Origin of the sequence: Nocardia sp. NPDC051990 (genome assembly GCF_040680755.1) — a bacterium.
In the GTDB taxonomy this organism is placed as follows: Bacteria; Actinomycetota; Actinomycetes; order Mycobacteriales; family Mycobacteriaceae; genus Nocardia.
Map to the genome: position 1 here is coordinate 142,396 of NZ_JBFAXH010000002.1, position 13,020 is coordinate 155,415.

Annotated in this window: 14 protein-coding genes and 1 pseudogene; 7 read left to right on the forward strand and 8 right to left on the reverse strand. The window is 64.8% G+C overall.

Annotated features, from left to right (window positions below):
* Positions 1 to 346: 346 nt before the first annotated feature.
* Both AB0L63_RS04290 and AB0L63_RS04295 read left to right on the forward strand, forming a co-directional pair.
* Entirely contained in the window at positions 347 to 952 is a 606-nt protein-coding gene (locus AB0L63_RS04290) for a helix-turn-helix domain-containing protein (protein WP_364494410.1), read from the forward strand.
* Between the two features lie 32 nt (positions 953 to 984).
* On the forward strand, positions 985 to 1,653 hold the full coding sequence (locus AB0L63_RS04295; RefSeq protein ID WP_364494413.1) for a TetR/AcrR family transcriptional regulator: 669 nt from the start codon (positions 985 to 987) through the stop codon (positions 1,651 to 1,653).
* Between the two features lie 151 nt (positions 1,654 to 1,804).
* On the opposite strand, the gene AB0L63_RS04300 is transcribed toward AB0L63_RS04295, so the two are convergent.
* From AB0L63_RS04300 to AB0L63_RS04320, 5 genes are all read right to left on the reverse strand, one after another.
* On the reverse strand, positions 1,805 to 2,194 hold the full coding sequence (locus tag AB0L63_RS04300; protein ID WP_364495612.1) for a nitroreductase family deazaflavin-dependent oxidoreductase: 390 nt from the start codon (positions 2,192 to 2,194) through the stop codon (positions 1,805 to 1,807).
* A 344-nt stretch (positions 2,195 to 2,538) separates the two neighbouring features.
* Complete coding sequence (locus AB0L63_RS04305; RefSeq protein WP_364494416.1) at positions 2,539 to 3,567, reverse strand: AraC family transcriptional regulator; 1,029 nt, start codon at positions 3,565 to 3,567, stop codon at positions 2,539 to 2,541.
* A 356-nt stretch (positions 3,568 to 3,923) separates the two neighbouring features.
* Positions 3,924 to 4,568, reverse strand: a complete 645-nt coding sequence (locus AB0L63_RS04310; RefSeq protein WP_364495615.1) for an SUMF1/EgtB/PvdO family nonheme iron enzyme — start codon at positions 4,566 to 4,568, stop codon at positions 3,924 to 3,926.
* Positions 4,569 to 4,988: 420 nt separating this feature from the next.
* Positions 4,989 to 5,747: a DUF6875 domain-containing protein gene (locus tag AB0L63_RS04315; RefSeq protein ID WP_364494418.1), complete on the reverse strand. Its 759-nt coding sequence runs from the start codon at positions 5,745 to 5,747 to the stop codon at positions 4,989 to 4,991.
* A complete protein-coding gene (locus tag AB0L63_RS04320) occupies positions 5,747 to 6,490 on the reverse strand; it encodes a condensation domain-containing protein (RefSeq protein ID WP_364494421.1) in 744 nt (247 codons plus the stop codon). Before AB0L63_RS04320 ends, AB0L63_RS04315 begins: the two co-directional genes overlap by 1 nt.
* Before the next feature lie 519 nt (positions 6,491 to 7,009).
* Between AB0L63_RS04320 and AB0L63_RS04325 the strand changes: the two genes are divergently transcribed.
* Positions 7,010 to 7,675 carry a class I SAM-dependent methyltransferase gene (locus tag AB0L63_RS04325; RefSeq protein WP_364494423.1) on the forward strand — a complete coding sequence of 222 codons (666 nt, stop codon included), beginning with the start codon at positions 7,010 to 7,012 and terminating at the stop codon, positions 7,673 to 7,675.
* Here the strand turns inward: AB0L63_RS04325 and AB0L63_RS04330 are convergent.
* Together AB0L63_RS04330 and AB0L63_RS04335 are read right to left on the reverse strand one after the other, a co-directional pair.
* Positions 7,656 to 8,300, reverse strand: coding sequence for a TetR/AcrR family transcriptional regulator (locus AB0L63_RS04330; RefSeq protein WP_364494425.1), 645 nt, complete (start codon positions 8,298 to 8,300; stop codon positions 7,656 to 7,658). The two genes, AB0L63_RS04325 and AB0L63_RS04330, sit on opposite strands and share 20 nt — an antisense overlap.
* 327 nt (positions 8,301 to 8,627) lie before the next feature.
* Positions 8,628 to 8,903: pseudogene (locus AB0L63_RS04335) on the reverse strand (cytochrome P450); the annotation flags it as partial.
* 81 nt (positions 8,904 to 8,984) lie between these two features.
* Between AB0L63_RS04335 and AB0L63_RS04340 the strand changes: the two are divergent.
* Positions 8,985 to 9,287, forward strand: coding sequence for a hypothetical protein (locus AB0L63_RS04340; RefSeq protein WP_364494427.1), 303 nt, complete (start codon positions 8,985 to 8,987; stop codon positions 9,285 to 9,287).
* A gap of 27 nt (positions 9,288 to 9,314) precedes the next feature.
* Here AB0L63_RS04340 and lexA read toward each other — a convergent pair whose 3' ends face one another.
* Complete coding sequence (gene lexA, locus AB0L63_RS04345; protein WP_364494429.1) at positions 9,315 to 10,025, reverse strand: transcriptional repressor LexA; 711 nt, start codon at positions 10,023 to 10,025, stop codon at positions 9,315 to 9,317.
* Positions 10,026 to 10,347: 322 nt separating this feature from the next.
* Between lexA and AB0L63_RS04350 the strand changes: the two genes are divergently transcribed.
* The 3 genes from AB0L63_RS04350 to nrdR all read left to right on the forward strand — a co-directional run bounded on the left by AB0L63_RS04350 (position 10,348) and on the right by nrdR (position 12,846).
* Entirely contained in the window at positions 10,348 to 10,788 is a 441-nt protein-coding gene (locus AB0L63_RS04350) for a hypothetical protein (RefSeq protein WP_364494432.1), read from the forward strand.
* Positions 10,789 to 10,939: 151 nt separating this feature from the next.
* On the forward strand, positions 10,940 to 12,193 hold the full coding sequence (locus AB0L63_RS04355; protein ID WP_364494435.1) for a hypothetical protein: 1,254 nt from the start codon (positions 10,940 to 10,942) through the stop codon (positions 12,191 to 12,193).
* Between the two features lie 176 nt (positions 12,194 to 12,369).
* Entirely contained in the window at positions 12,370 to 12,846 is a 477-nt protein-coding gene (nrdR, locus tag AB0L63_RS04360) for a transcriptional regulator NrdR (protein ID WP_364494438.1), read from the forward strand.
* Positions 12,847 to 13,020: the final 174 nt, after the last annotated feature.

The following is a 13,020-nucleotide window of genomic DNA, read 5'->3' on the forward strand; positions in this document are numbered from 1 at the left end:
CACCGCACGGCGGCCGCATCGAGAATTTGTAGAGTTGCGCGGCCCGGTTCCCGCCGTGGGTCACCAATCCGTTGAGTGCGCGCGTCGGCGTTGCCGATACGGCAGAGATCGCTGTCCTTCGAAGATGTCCCAACAGCCCATGCTGTCTGGAATGGATTCGACACCTGTACCGATTATCGGCGGGCGCCGCACCGGATACAACGGAATCGAATTCGACGCATACCTTGCGGCGGTGCGTTACTTGCGCTGGGAAGTGGAATCTGCGCTGCGCGAACGGAATGCGTACACTTCTGCCAGCCGGAATTGATCTGAAACAGGTGTCAGTCAGCCGACGTTGGAGGGGTAATTGTCAACACGACGCGACGACATTCTCGATGCGGCACGGGACCTGATCGTGCGCGGGGGCTACGCCGGCGCCAGTATGCATGCGATCGCGCGAGCGGCGGGCCTGACCAGACCCGCGCTGTACGCCGAATTCCGCGATCGGGACGACTTGTTCGAGGCATTGCTCGATCGTGAGGAACAACGAGTGCTCGCCATGGCGGCCGAGGCTATGCCGGTATTCCAGGAGGGCGTGGATCTGGCCGCGATCGCGGCGGACGTCTCGGCCGATGCCGTCGATATCTTTCTCGACCTCGTCGCAGCCGCGCCACAGAGCTGGCGATTCGTGCTCATGCATGGCGACGGACTGCCCGAAACCGCGCACCAACGGGTGGATCGCGGCCGTGCGGCCCTGCGGGCGCGCAGTCGAGCGGTGCTCGAGCTGATCGCCGCGCTTACCGAGCGAGAAATGGACGAGGAGTTGTTGAGCCACGCGGTGATCAGTGTGAGCGAAACCGGCGCCAGACTTGTGCTCGCCGACGGTGGCGCGCAACGGCGCGCGGCGGTATCCGAGACATTGCGCTGGCTGGCACGCCGGGCGGTCGCCTGGGCCGGAGTCGGGGAGAAATAGCGATGGCCGAAACAGCGCTCCATGAGCTATCGATGCCTCGAGCACCTAAACGCAAGTACGCCAGGCGGCTTCAGCCTGCCGACCGACGTGAGCAACTACTCGACGCAGCATTACGCATTGTGGCGGAGGCGGGGTTCACCAGCGTGAGTATTGCCGCCGTTGCCGAGCGCGGCGGGGTGACCAGGCCGGTCGTCTACGACTCCTTCAGCAGCCGCGACGAATTGCTGGAGGCGCTCATCGAACGCGAGACTGCCCGCATGGCCGCGGCGGTGGCCCGCTCGACCGCCACGACGCCCGACTTCGGTTCTGCCGCACCAGAACAGCTGCCTGCGATGCTTGGGCACTTCCTCACCGAGGTCTGCTCGATGCCCGACACCTGGCGGCTGGTCTACTTCCCGATCGACAGTGTGCCGCTGGTACTGCGGGACCGGCTCACCGCGGCGCGCGACGAATTGCGCGCACCGCTGCGGCAGGCACTCGGAGGGTGGCTGACCGAGCAGTCCGATGCCGATGGCGTGGATCCGGACGTGTTGGCCCAGGTCGTACAGTGCACCATCCAAACCGCGGCGGGCCTAGTGCTCGACCATCCCGAGCAATTCGGCATCGACCGGATTCTGGCGCTGTTCGACTATCTGTTCCTCCGTGCGCCAGTGCCGGCGAGTGGACCGTCAGCACTGCGGCATAGCGTCTTTCGGCGGTGACGGAGGGGAGCGGCCCGGCGTCGGCGCGGGTCAATGCCACGTAGTTTGGCGGGTGAGTCCGATGTCACGCAGTGGCGTCGGCGATGGCGATCGCTGTCGTTCCGGTCTCGGGCCAAGCTGGATCACGGGCAAACCGGCCCCTCGAGGCGGACTACCCAGCGCCGATCGAGGTGAGTTCGAACACCGGGTGGTGCTCGGCTTCCGCGACAAACCGCTCAACCGGATCGTTCCGGTCGGCCTGAAAGTAGCGTCGAGTGGCAGAGGCGATCTGCACATAGCGCTGGAGCACCGGCCCGGCCTCCTGCGCCGACGCCTCTCGGATCGTGTAGGTGCGGCTCCCGCGCCGGCGGGTGAGCGTCACTCGCCCCGCGTTGCGGGCGTTATGAACCCAAGGCACCGCCCCGTATGGGGCCACCAGCCACAGCCGCCTGTCGTGGTCCACGACAGTGACCGGGTTTCGTCGAGTCAGGCCGGTTCGATGGCCCAACGTAGTCAACACATATGAGTGCGGCACCAAACCGCCGCTGGTAAACGCCGTCATGACGACATTCTCGATGCGACGCCAGCGACCCGGCTGGTACCGCCGCTCAGGACGAAACTCCACCGGCTCAGACTCTCCACCACTGTTCACGTCCTCAATCTACCGTCCGTCAGCGGGAGGGAAGATCCCGCAGAATCCCACATTGTCAACGGCTTTCGACGATGTGATCGGGCGCACCAATTCGCCACCAGTGGTGAACTCGCCGCCGCACAGGATGCGATCGCGGGACGCATGGTCGCACCGCCGAGCGCGCCGCCACCGAAGAAACGCCGGGGAGTGTTGATCGCGGTAGTCGCGGCCGTGGTCGCCGTCGCGGGCTTCCGCGCCGCACGCGTGGGCCAGGGCTACCTGGTTCCGACGAGCGTCCCGCGTGCTCGGAATTCCTGTGGTGGGCAGCCTTGCCAGCGGCGGAATGCGCGGATGAAGGAGGCGGCTTCGGCATAGCCGAGACGGGCGGCCACCTGTTCGGTGGTCATATCGGTGTGGCTGAGTAGTTCCTCCGACATCATCTGGCGTACTTCGTCGAGGAGACCGCGGAAGGAGGTGCCTTCGTCGCGGAGGCGGCGTGACAGTGTGCGCGGGCTCATGAAAAGCGCTGCGGCGATGGCGATTTGGTCCGGAATCTCGCCGGGATTGCGAACCAGCAGATCGCGCACCGAACCGGCGACACCGCTGCGGGCGCGGCGGGCGGTGAGCAGATCGCGGCACAGCTGTTCGCATGTTCCGCGCGCCCATTCGTTGGCCTGCGGCAGCGCGACATCGAGATACGTACTGTCGAAGGCCAATTCGTTGACCGCCGTGTCGAATTCCGGCTCGACCCCGAAGACGTCCCGGTAGCGCGACGTATCCGCCGGAGCGCGATGGCGGAAGCTGATCCGGGTGGCGGGCACACCCGCGGAGAACCGCTCCCGGCCGATGGTCTGGATGCCGGTGATGTTGCGTTCGGTCAAAAATGCGCGCACATCCGCCGGAATCTCCGAATCGTCGAAGACGAGCCGCGACTGTTCAGGTCCCTCCTCGAAGGTCAACCGGCCGCAGACGAAGGCCGAATCGACATAGCGCAGCGAAACCTCGATCACCTCGCGCACCGTGCGACTGCTGAGCAGCGCCAGCCCCCACGGCCCGTACAGGGATAAGTGGTAGCGGTTCCCGGCCTCGACGCCCAATCCGGGTTCGGCGCCGAATCGCATGAGCAGATTCCGCACGACGCGCACCTCTTGATCCGCCGTCACCGCGGCATCGGGATCGTTTATCGCCGCGGGCACCAGTTTCGTGCCCTCGAGACAGGCTTCCGGCGACATGCCGCGTTGTTGTGCCAATTGCATCAGCACATGCACGCTGGATGTATTACGCAGTAGATCCCAATCGAACACTGAACTGCATCCTGGTCGAAGCTGGTCCCGTCTTGCTATTGGCGGAACGTATCAAACCTTTCTTATCCATCGCAGGAAAATCAATGACTCGTTCGCGAATCTGTTCAGCTTCGCACTGCCGATGGGCGGATGGAAGGACTCCGGGATCGGTACGCGTTGGGGCGGTGCCGCCGGAATCCGGAAATTCTGCCGTCAGAAAGCGATTACGGTGCCGCGGACCGGCGCTGAAGCATGAGTTGAGGTGGTACCCGGCCTTGCGCACACGGTTGCGAGCGGTGACCGGATTGCTGCGCGCTGTAGGCGCATGGCAAGCGCAAGCCGCCGATGTTCTCGGTCGGCAAGCGATAAGCGCGGGCTCAGACGGATATCGAACGCGCTATCCGGAATCCGACATCATCGATGCGGTAGGTCGGATGGCTGCGCCGTCGCACCGAGGCCCGGCAGCTCCACTTCTCGTCGGACCACCCGCCCCCGCGCAGCACCCGATACGAGTCGTACACCTCGGCGTCGTAAATATCCCAGCACCAATCCCAGACGTTGCCGAGCATGTCGTACAGGCCCCATGCATTCGGCAGCTTGCCGCCGACTTCGTGTACGCGCTCCGCGGAATTGCCGCAATACCAAGCGATTTCGTCGAGCTCGCCATATCGTGGACCCGCGGTGCCCGCCCGGCACGCATACTCCCACTCGGCTTCGGTCGGCAGCCGGTACCCATCGCTATCGGCATCCCACGTGACCTCGTCGTCGTGCACGCGATACGCGGGCGGCAAACCCGCACCAAGCGACAGGCCATTACAGAACCGGACCGCATCGAACCACGAAACGCTCTCGACCGGCAGCCGATCACCGTGCGTCGCACTCGGCAACTCCCCGGTGACCTGCTCGTACTGCGACTGGGTAATCGAAAACGCCGCCAACCGAAACCCCGCCACCTCGACCGCCCAACTCCGCTGGGTCCGCCGATCCGACAGCGTCACCTGCCCCGCGGGCAGCGTCACCATCTCGATTTCCGCACGCACAGCTAGCCGATCGTAATGTATGCGTATCGTGGATTCGGATGCCGCCGACCCGGTGGGAGAGGTTCGCCGAGCTCCAGTGCCTGGCCGATCATGGCAATGCCGATGCGGCTGAACAACTTTTGTCCATGTCGCGCTCGGTTTCGAATACCGTGAGCGCACGACGATTCCCCGCGCAGGCGCGACAGCAGGGTTACGACAGATTCACCGGTTTCGAGTGCGAGAGCCACGGTGATGTGGTCGTCGATCTCGTTGTCGGAGAAGAATTCTCAGGAGTACAGGAGCTTCGTCACGCATGCCTCGTGCTGATCGTCACGGCGCGCAGCACGAATCCAGTGGTGACCCGGGCCGTGGCATCCGCCGTCCTGCCGCACCTGGCGCGTTGAGGAAGCACTGGTCGTCCATTCAATTCCGGTTATCCCGACCATTTCGCTGGTTCGGCAGCGGATCGGCGGCCGATGGCGCGGTTGTCGTGTCCCGAACCCGATCGCGGTGGCCGGTCGAGTCTTCGGTTGGTTGTACGAGTCTGTCGGACATGGTGCTGGTGATGAATTTGGGGATGGCGGGGGCGAATAGTTTGAGATAGGAGTCCATCCATTCATGGCGGGTGCTGAGGAATGGGAAGTCGGTGGGGGCCATATAGCGAACGGCGAGCATGGGCAGCGGCGCATCGAGTGCGGGGAAGTCCGGGTTGTGCAGGCCCGGGGCGGTGCACCCCGGATAGAACTGACCCAGCATCAGGCCCATTTCGACGAACCGAGACTTCTGCTTGTATTGGATCGCATCGATGTCGGCGTATTCGGTGAGGTCCGGGAAGACCGCGAGGACGGCCTTGAGCTTGGAATCGGGTTCGTCCCGGGGCGGCAAGGCGGGGAACAGGTCGAATAGATCGTCGACGACCGCGGTCAGGTGCTCGGCGTCGACGGAACGACCTTCGAGGAATGCGGCCCACAGGAAGTGGTTCGCGATGGCGCGGCTGGTATAAGGACAGACCGGGCCGGATCGACCGAGGTCGGGGTGCGGCTGACACAGATATTCGCGAGTCCACCTTCGCAATTCGGCGGCACGCGGGTGCGCGGCGATCCGCGGCGTCTCTGGATCGGGAGCGAACAGGTTGACTGGTTCGATGCCGGAACGTGTCCCGACGATTCGGTCCGTGTTCATCATCGGCTTGTCCTTGTGGGGGTGTTGGGCTCCGGTGCGGTAGTTCGTAATGAGCGGAAGTGCTCGGTGAGGACGAATCCGATCGCGCGGAGCGAGTCGGGTTCGATCATCCGTTCGTGCCGGATGGGAATGCGATGGTCGGTGATCCGGCCGGTGACGAGGTTGTTCCATGCGAGGACAGGCCGGGCGTTGTCCTTCGGGTGGGCGGCAGCGCTGAAGTAGATGATGCGCTCGGCCGGATAGGTCGGGTCGATCGGCGGGAAAGCGACGTGATGGATTCTGGTGTACAGCAGGTAATGCCGATCTCCGACCTGCACAACCGCCGTTATCACCAACCGGTCGCGCGTCATATCGAGCGGCGTGGTGTACTCTCGACGCATCCACTCCAAACCCGTCGCAACGGGATCCGGTGCACCGCGCACATCGATCAGCGGCCCCGCGTCCTCCAGTGACGGGTCGAAGAACTGATATGGCTCGCCGCCGACCTCTTCCAGCCGCAGGTATCCCGACTGGAACTCGCGGCCTGCTCGAATCGTCACCGTGCGCAACAGATCGACATCGAGATCTCCACGCAACTCGATGTACTGCGCCTCGGATATCGGCACATCCGGACTCAACTTCTGCGCCAGCCATAACCCACGTTGCCCAGCTGACAGCGGCACCTGCGTTATTGCTGACGCTTCCGGCTCGGTAACTTCGCTCGATCCCTCGTTGGGATAAAGCTGTGGTCGCAGAACGGTCATTGAACTTTCCTCTATCCCGACCACGGCCAGTCTAGGCGGAATGGTTCGCTGTGCCTACCCGGATTTCGGAATCCGCAGCGCGGAATTGTCGACGACTTCCGGAGTGTGCCGGGCAGTGCTCTAAAGGTTTCTTCGAGAGCTTTATCGCATGTCAGGGGGTCGAACGTAACACTGTGTGACGCAGGGACCTTCGGTCCTGGATTCGATGACGGAATGCCCTATCCTTCGATGGTGTATGTAACATATATGAACGGTCGGAATGTAATATCGAGGTGCGCAAAACGATATAAATTCTGGCACGTTGTTAACATGCGATCGTGGTATTGCGATTGGTTTTGTCCGAATTGGTGAACCGGTCCAACTGCCGGTAGCTCGGCTGTCGCCGCCCGGTCGCGTCGGATCTCATAGCGCGGTGTACCGGCAGACCGACCGTTGCCGCCGATCGAGCCCAAGAAGGTTTTGGCGCGTCGATGATCTCCGGCCTAGCCTGTACGCGCACTGTGCGAAGAGGAGACAACCGTGCCCGACGTCCGTGAACTGTGGCAGAGCCGAGTCTGGGGGAATCTCGGGGCTCCGGTATACGACTTCGTGCTCGACCATCCGCAGGTGGCCCGGCCCGCCGGACAGGTGATGTGGGGTTGCGATACCCGCCGGATGTATGCGGCGATGGATATCGTCAATCAGCTGCCGGAGGGTTCCGCGCTGCTGGACCTGCCGGTCGGCGGCGGCGTGACCCTGCGTCGACTCGAACACGGTCGCAAGCTGCGCTATGTGGCCGCGGACATCTCCGATGACCAGCTGGCGGCGGCGCGCCGTGTGGCCGAGCGCGCCGGGCTGTCCGATGTCGACTATGTGCGCGCGGATGTGGTCGATCTGCCCTTCGCCACCGGCGAATTCGATCTGGTAGCGAGCTTCGCCGGCCTGCACTGCATGCCGGATCCGGCCACCGCCGTCGCTTCGCTCGCCCGGGTACTGGCGCCGGGTGGACGGCTGGTCGGCAGTTGTGTGGTGCGCGGCATCCGGCCGCGCTTCGACTTACAGATGCGGGTGATGCGGACGACGGGCGTATTCGGTCCGTCCGGCACCGCGGCCGAGCTATCGGACTGGATCGCCGCGGCGGGTCTGCGTGCGGTCGAGTTGGTGTGCAATGGCGCGCTGGCGCAGTTCACCGCCGTGAAGGGCTAGGCCCCTGCTCGTAGCGCGGGCCGACCAGGGCAATGGCCGTATCGACCGCGACGTCGATGATGTCGCGGATGTCCCTGCCCTCTTCGACAGTGGAGGCGATGAGTTCGCGGAAACCACCGTAGAGGATGGTCGCCATCTGACGGGTCGGCGGATGCAGTCCGGGGGCTTCGAACCTCGGCGTGGCGGTGATGCTTTGGATCAGCTCGATGAAAGCCTCGCCCGCGTCGTGGTGGACCAGGCGGGCGGCCTCGCCGAGCGCGGGGGTGTCCCGAATCCAGGCCAGGGTGATCGTCGGATCCTGATGGGATGCGTGGATCCAGGCTTCGATGGCCTGTCGGACCTGGGTGCGCCAGGGCGCGGCCGGGTCGACGGCATCGTAGATTTGCTGGATCGTCTCATTGTTGCGCTCGGCGAGCAGTGCGATGAAGCAATCCTGTTTGCTGTCGAAATGTTCGTAGAAGGTGCGACGGGACGTGCGCGCGATGCGGACCACATCGGCGACCGTCGTCTCGCGATAACCACGATCGCGCACGGCATCGGCCATCGCGTCGAGGAGCCGACGCCGGAATGCGGACTCCGGCGTCCCCTCGGTGGCGATGCTGGCGGCGGGCTGGGCGCGGGTCACGAGAATCAGGTTAGTTCGCCCCGCCGCGACGGCGATCATGACCTCACACGCACCTGAATATGGTCGGGTGCGGCGGCCCGGCTCGCGAATCGGATCGTGCCGTCCTCGATTCGCCCGTGACGCAGTGCGAGTACATCGTGGGCGTAGCTCATGCCCAAGCGCCAGGAGCGTCGCGATCCGGCCCTGGAAAACGGTCGATGGAGCGTTGGATGTAGCCGGATTGGAAATTCAGCAGGGGCTCCGGGGCGATGCTCGGATCCGGCCACGGCGTGCACATCGACATGCTCGGGCCCACCCGTCGCCCGGCCACCACCCCCGATCGAATCGCTACGCGATGCTCTGCTCATGGGTCACCTGTTCGGCCCCGGCCTCGGCCGTGACGGGCCGAGGCGCGCGGCGGTACACCACGGCGCGGCCCTTCTTGGCGGGCACCAGTGCGACACCGCGGAAGTGCGTGCGCTCATCCGGCGCATCGGTCGGTTCGAGGGTGAAATCTCGCAGCAGCATGCGTAATACGACATTCAACTCCATGGTGGCGAAGGCTGCACCGATGCAGCGCCGGGCGCCGCCGCCGAACGGAATCCAGCTGAAGGTGCCCGGCCGGTCGGTCATCGCACTGATCGGCGTGGCCGGCCGAGCCGGTCGCCGCCGATCTCATCACCCTCGAGGCCGATCAGTTGCGTGATGTCCTGGCCGCGGGGCATCGGTTGTTCGCGGGCATTCCCCGCGCGGCGCCTGCGCGACCTCGGCTGGCTCCACGGCGCCGTCATGGCGCCGGATCAGCAGCGCCGCGCCACCGAAATGCGAAGGTACTGGCGTCGATTCACCATCGACGCCCGCCCGGATCCGGCAGGTCCAGAGCCGATCCGGGCCTACGATCCGGCCGCACCGCCGGTCATGTCCTTCCGGCGCAGTGGAAATCGGCTCATCGACTCCTACGCCGCCAACCACCGGGCCGACTTCTGGACGTCCATGCTGCCCCGCTGAACCAGGGCAGATCGCACTGAACTGGGATCAGACCTTGCGGATGACCGTGACGACCTTGCCGAGGATCTGCGCGTCGTTACCCGGAATCGGTTCGAACAGCGGATTGTGCGGCATGAGCCAGACATCCTTACCGGTACGCTTGAAGGTCTTCACCGTCGCCTCGCCCTCGATCATCGCGGCCACGATATCGCCGTTGTCGGCGACATTCTGCTGACGCACGACCACCCAGTCGCCATCGCAGATCGCCGCGTCGACCATCGATTCACCGACGACCTTGAGAAGGAACAGCGATCCGTCGCCGACCAGTTCGCGCGGCAGCGGGAAGACATCCTCCACGGCCTGCTCGGCCAGGATCGGGCCACCGGCGGCGATCCGACCCAGCACGGGGACGAAGGTCGGGACCGGCCGGCCGGTCTCGGCATCCTCGGTGGTCGGCAGGCTGGTCACCGCGCGGACCGCCTCGTCGAGTCCGCGAACGTCAACGGCGCGTGGACGATTCGGGTCGCGGCGCAGATAGCCCTTCCGTTCGAGGGTGCGCAGCTGATGGGCGACCGACGAGGTGGAGGTGAGTCCGACCGCATCGCCGATCTCGCGGATGCTCGGCGGGTAGCCGCGTTCGCTCACCGAGGTGCGGATGACCTCGAGAACCTTGCGCTGACGCACGGTGAGATCCGCCCCGGTACCGGACGGGACGGCGCCAACTCCGCTCTCGTCACCCGTGTCGTCTGTGTGGCTCACCGCAACCGCCCTTCTGTGTTCGATTTGCGCCGTTCGCGAGGGCGCTGCGTGACTATCCACGCAGGGTGGTTACGCAAGCTGCCGCCTCCATGTCCGTCGCTCTCGTCGCCTGTCGATTGATTTCGTCTCCACGAATCTAGTCCGGTCGCGTCGATGTATCAAACATCTGTTCGAGGCATGTCGGCGTTTTCTGCTGACTTTGTCGGTTGGGCGTGGTAGAAATCGATCACAACTTCTTCGAACATTTGATCGAACAGTCACCTCTCATCATCTCATGACATACCTGAGCACCCACCACCATCCCTTCACGGAGGTTTGTCCGATGAGCACAGCGATCAGCGCCCTGAGCATCGACCTCGAGGACGAGGCCGACGTCGATCTCGGCTTCGAGTCCGGTCCGCGGGTGCGGCGCCCGCATCGCGGTGGTGTTCGGGCGCTGGACGCCGCGCGCGCCGTGGCGGATCGGCGTCCGCGCGACGGTCGGCTCAGCGGTGCGGTGGTGCTGTGCGACCGCGGTCCCGTTCGAACGCGCGCGCTACATCAGGCGGGGGGTTCGCATCTGATGAAGCGGGTCGAACGGGCGCGGGTCGGTTTCGCGGTGCTCGCGGTGGCGGCGCTGTTGAGCGCGCTGGTGGTGACGGCTTTGGTCGGGTTGGCGCATTGGCGCGCCGGAACTTTCGGTGGCGACACCCCGGTGACGGTGCCCGTCGTGGTCGAGCAGCAGTCGATTCCGGACGGTGCGGGAGTCGGTGTGCCGCGGTAGCTTGTCGAAAACCGGTGTGGCGGACGGTGATCGGCCGATCCGCCACGAAGGTCGGCCGAAATTGTCGATTGCAAATCAGAGCATGTTGTTACTGTGCCTGAAAACGTGACCTAGACAACACTTGCCGACGAACGATTTCGGACACCACGCAATGACGTATCGCTCCATCGCTGCACACGCCGTCCGTCTGCCCGCCCGGATCGCAGGTCTGCTGGCCTGTATTATCTTCGGGCTCACCGTGATTCCGGCCGCACAGGCGGCACCCGCATACGAGACATACCTGGATCTACCCGTGCTCAGCGGGGACGGTGCCGGCGGCGGAGGTCTGAATCCCGCACTGCCACTGGACGAGTCGACATTGCGCGCGGCGCTCGATCAGGCCAGGGCCGACGGGGTGGCACCGAGCCGCTATGCCATACTGCTGCACCAGTACTGGCTGGTGATCTCGACCCGCAATGCCGACATCGACCTCGCGGCCTGGGATCCGGCGCTCGGCGTAGGTGCCAACCAGCGCACCTTCAGCCAGGTGTACGTCAACTATTTCCGGCTGGCGAATGAGTATCCGGAGTTCTGGTGGGCGGGCTTGGCCGGAATCGCGGGCGGCTCCTTCGCCTCGGGCTTCTTCGACCTCAGCGATGTCGGTCTGGTACTCGATGTACCTGGCATCCATCAACTCGGCGATGCGGTCGCCGACCTGTTACGCGGCACCCCACCGGAATTGGTGGCCAAGGTGCCCGCCGACATTCGGCTGCTCGCCACCGAGGGTTCGCGCCTGAGCGCCGAGGATATCGCCTGGTACCAGACTCGGCTGATAATCATGCAGAAGCACATCTTCACCGATCTGGTCCCGATGCATGAGGCCTATGCCGCACTCGGGATGGTCGGCATCGACGAGATGTATGCGGCCGGGGTGATCGATGCCGATATCCGCGCCGCCTGGCAGTCCATCGAATCGCATACCTACGACGGATATGTGGACGCGCTCATCCGCATGACCGATCGTGAGCAGAACCGAGTCATCGCCGACCAATGGGATGCCACCTCGGCGGGCCGCGGCGGGATGGGGCGGGTGCTGACCTACGTGAGCACGGTGGCCGGTAAGCCCGCTGTCCCCGGTGTCCGCGCACCCGGTGTTTTCGCGCCCGCCACCGTCAATGCGGATATCGCGGGGCGCGCCGTCTCGCTGCGCATCCCGCTGCCGAACTTCAACTGGGCCGACCGCGATACCCGCTGGGTCTACATCATGGGAGATCTGGCGCAGCGCCATATCGATATGGAGAGCAACCGCCCGTTCGCCGAGGTGGTGCTCGGTGAATCCTTCTGGAGTAAGCTCGCGCACGGCCGGATGAGCGCGCGCATTCCCGATCTGATCGCCGATCTGACGACACAGTGGCAACTCGGCTGAGCGGTCGGTCGACGGGATAGTTGGGACGGGTGAGACGGTTGGTGACCCCGCCCGGGTATCCTGTATTCGATATCGACGTATCGGTCTAGACCCCTGTACACGTGCTCGCCGGATCGGGACTGGCGAACCGGAGCCGATTCGGACGCGGGCGCGCGCATCGACGAAGGATCTCTCGGATGCATTGCCCCTACTGCCGACACCCCGACTCACGGGTCGTCGACTCGCGTGAGGCCGAGGAAGGCGCGGCCATCCGCCGCCGGCGTTCCTGCCCGCAGTGTGGGAGACGATTCACCACCGTCGAGACCGCGATCCTATCCGTGGTCAAGCGCAGCGGAGTGACCGAACCGTTCAGCCGGGAAAAGGTCATCCGCGGTGTACGCCGGGCCTGCCAGGGCCGCGAGGTCGCCGAAGACGCCCTGAACCTGCTGGCCCAGCAGGTGGAGGACGCGGTGCGCGCGAAGGGTTCCCCCGAGGTCCCCAGCCACGAGGTCGGCTTGGCCATCCTCGGCCCGCTGCGCGACCTGGACGAGGTGGCCTACCTGCGGTTCGCCTCGGTTTATCGCTCCTTCACCTCCGCCGACGATTTCGAACGCGAAATCGCCGATCTGCGCAAACATCGCGAAGCAGCGACGGTAGCGGCCAGCGCAGACTGATCCCCACGGTCACAGGCAGATGCCCGGCGGACATGAGCAGCCGAAGCTGCCCATCGCCTGCCCGGGACAGATGGTGACCGATCCAGTGTCGAGCAGCCGAACCAGTTGCCGCAGCATGTCGCTATCGGCGTGGACCAGTGTCGGCTCTGGTGTCGGTGGCCGCGCTATCTGTAT

What these genes read in the sequence shown, in the direction of transcription:
- AB0L63_RS04355 (WP_364494435.1), top strand. Translation starts at nt 10,940, where the DNA reads ATGACGTATCGCTCCATCGCTGCACACGCCGTCCGTCTGCCCGCCCGG.
- AB0L63_RS04295 (WP_364494413.1), top strand. Translation starts at nt 985, where the DNA reads ATGCCTCGAGCACCTAAACGCAAGTACGCCAGGCGGCTTCAGCCTGCC.
- nrdR (WP_364494438.1), top strand. Translation starts at nt 12,370, where the DNA reads ATGCATTGCCCCTACTGCCGACACCCCGACTCACGGGTCGTCGACTCG.
- AB0L63_RS04350 (WP_364494432.1), top strand. Translation starts at nt 10,348, where the DNA reads ATGAGCACAGCGATCAGCGCCCTGAGCATCGACCTCGAGGACGAGGCC.
- AB0L63_RS04300 (WP_364495612.1), bottom strand. Translation starts at nt 2,194, where the DNA reads ATGACGGCGTTTACCAGCGGCGGTTTGGTGCCGCACTCATATGTGTTG.
- AB0L63_RS04320 (WP_364494421.1), bottom strand. Translation starts at nt 6,490, where the DNA reads ATGACCGTTCTGCGACCACAGCTTTATCCCAACGAGGGATCGAGCGAA.
- AB0L63_RS04340 (WP_364494427.1), top strand. Translation starts at nt 8,985, where the DNA reads ATGTCCTGGCCGCGGGGCATCGGTTGTTCGCGGGCATTCCCCGCGCGG.
- AB0L63_RS04310 (WP_364495615.1), bottom strand. Translation starts at nt 4,568, where the DNA reads ATGGTGACGCTGCCCGCGGGGCAGGTGACGCTGTCGGATCGGCGGACC.
- AB0L63_RS04315 (WP_364494418.1), bottom strand. Translation starts at nt 5,747, where the DNA reads ATGAACACGGACCGAATCGTCGGGACACGTTCCGGCATCGAACCAGTC.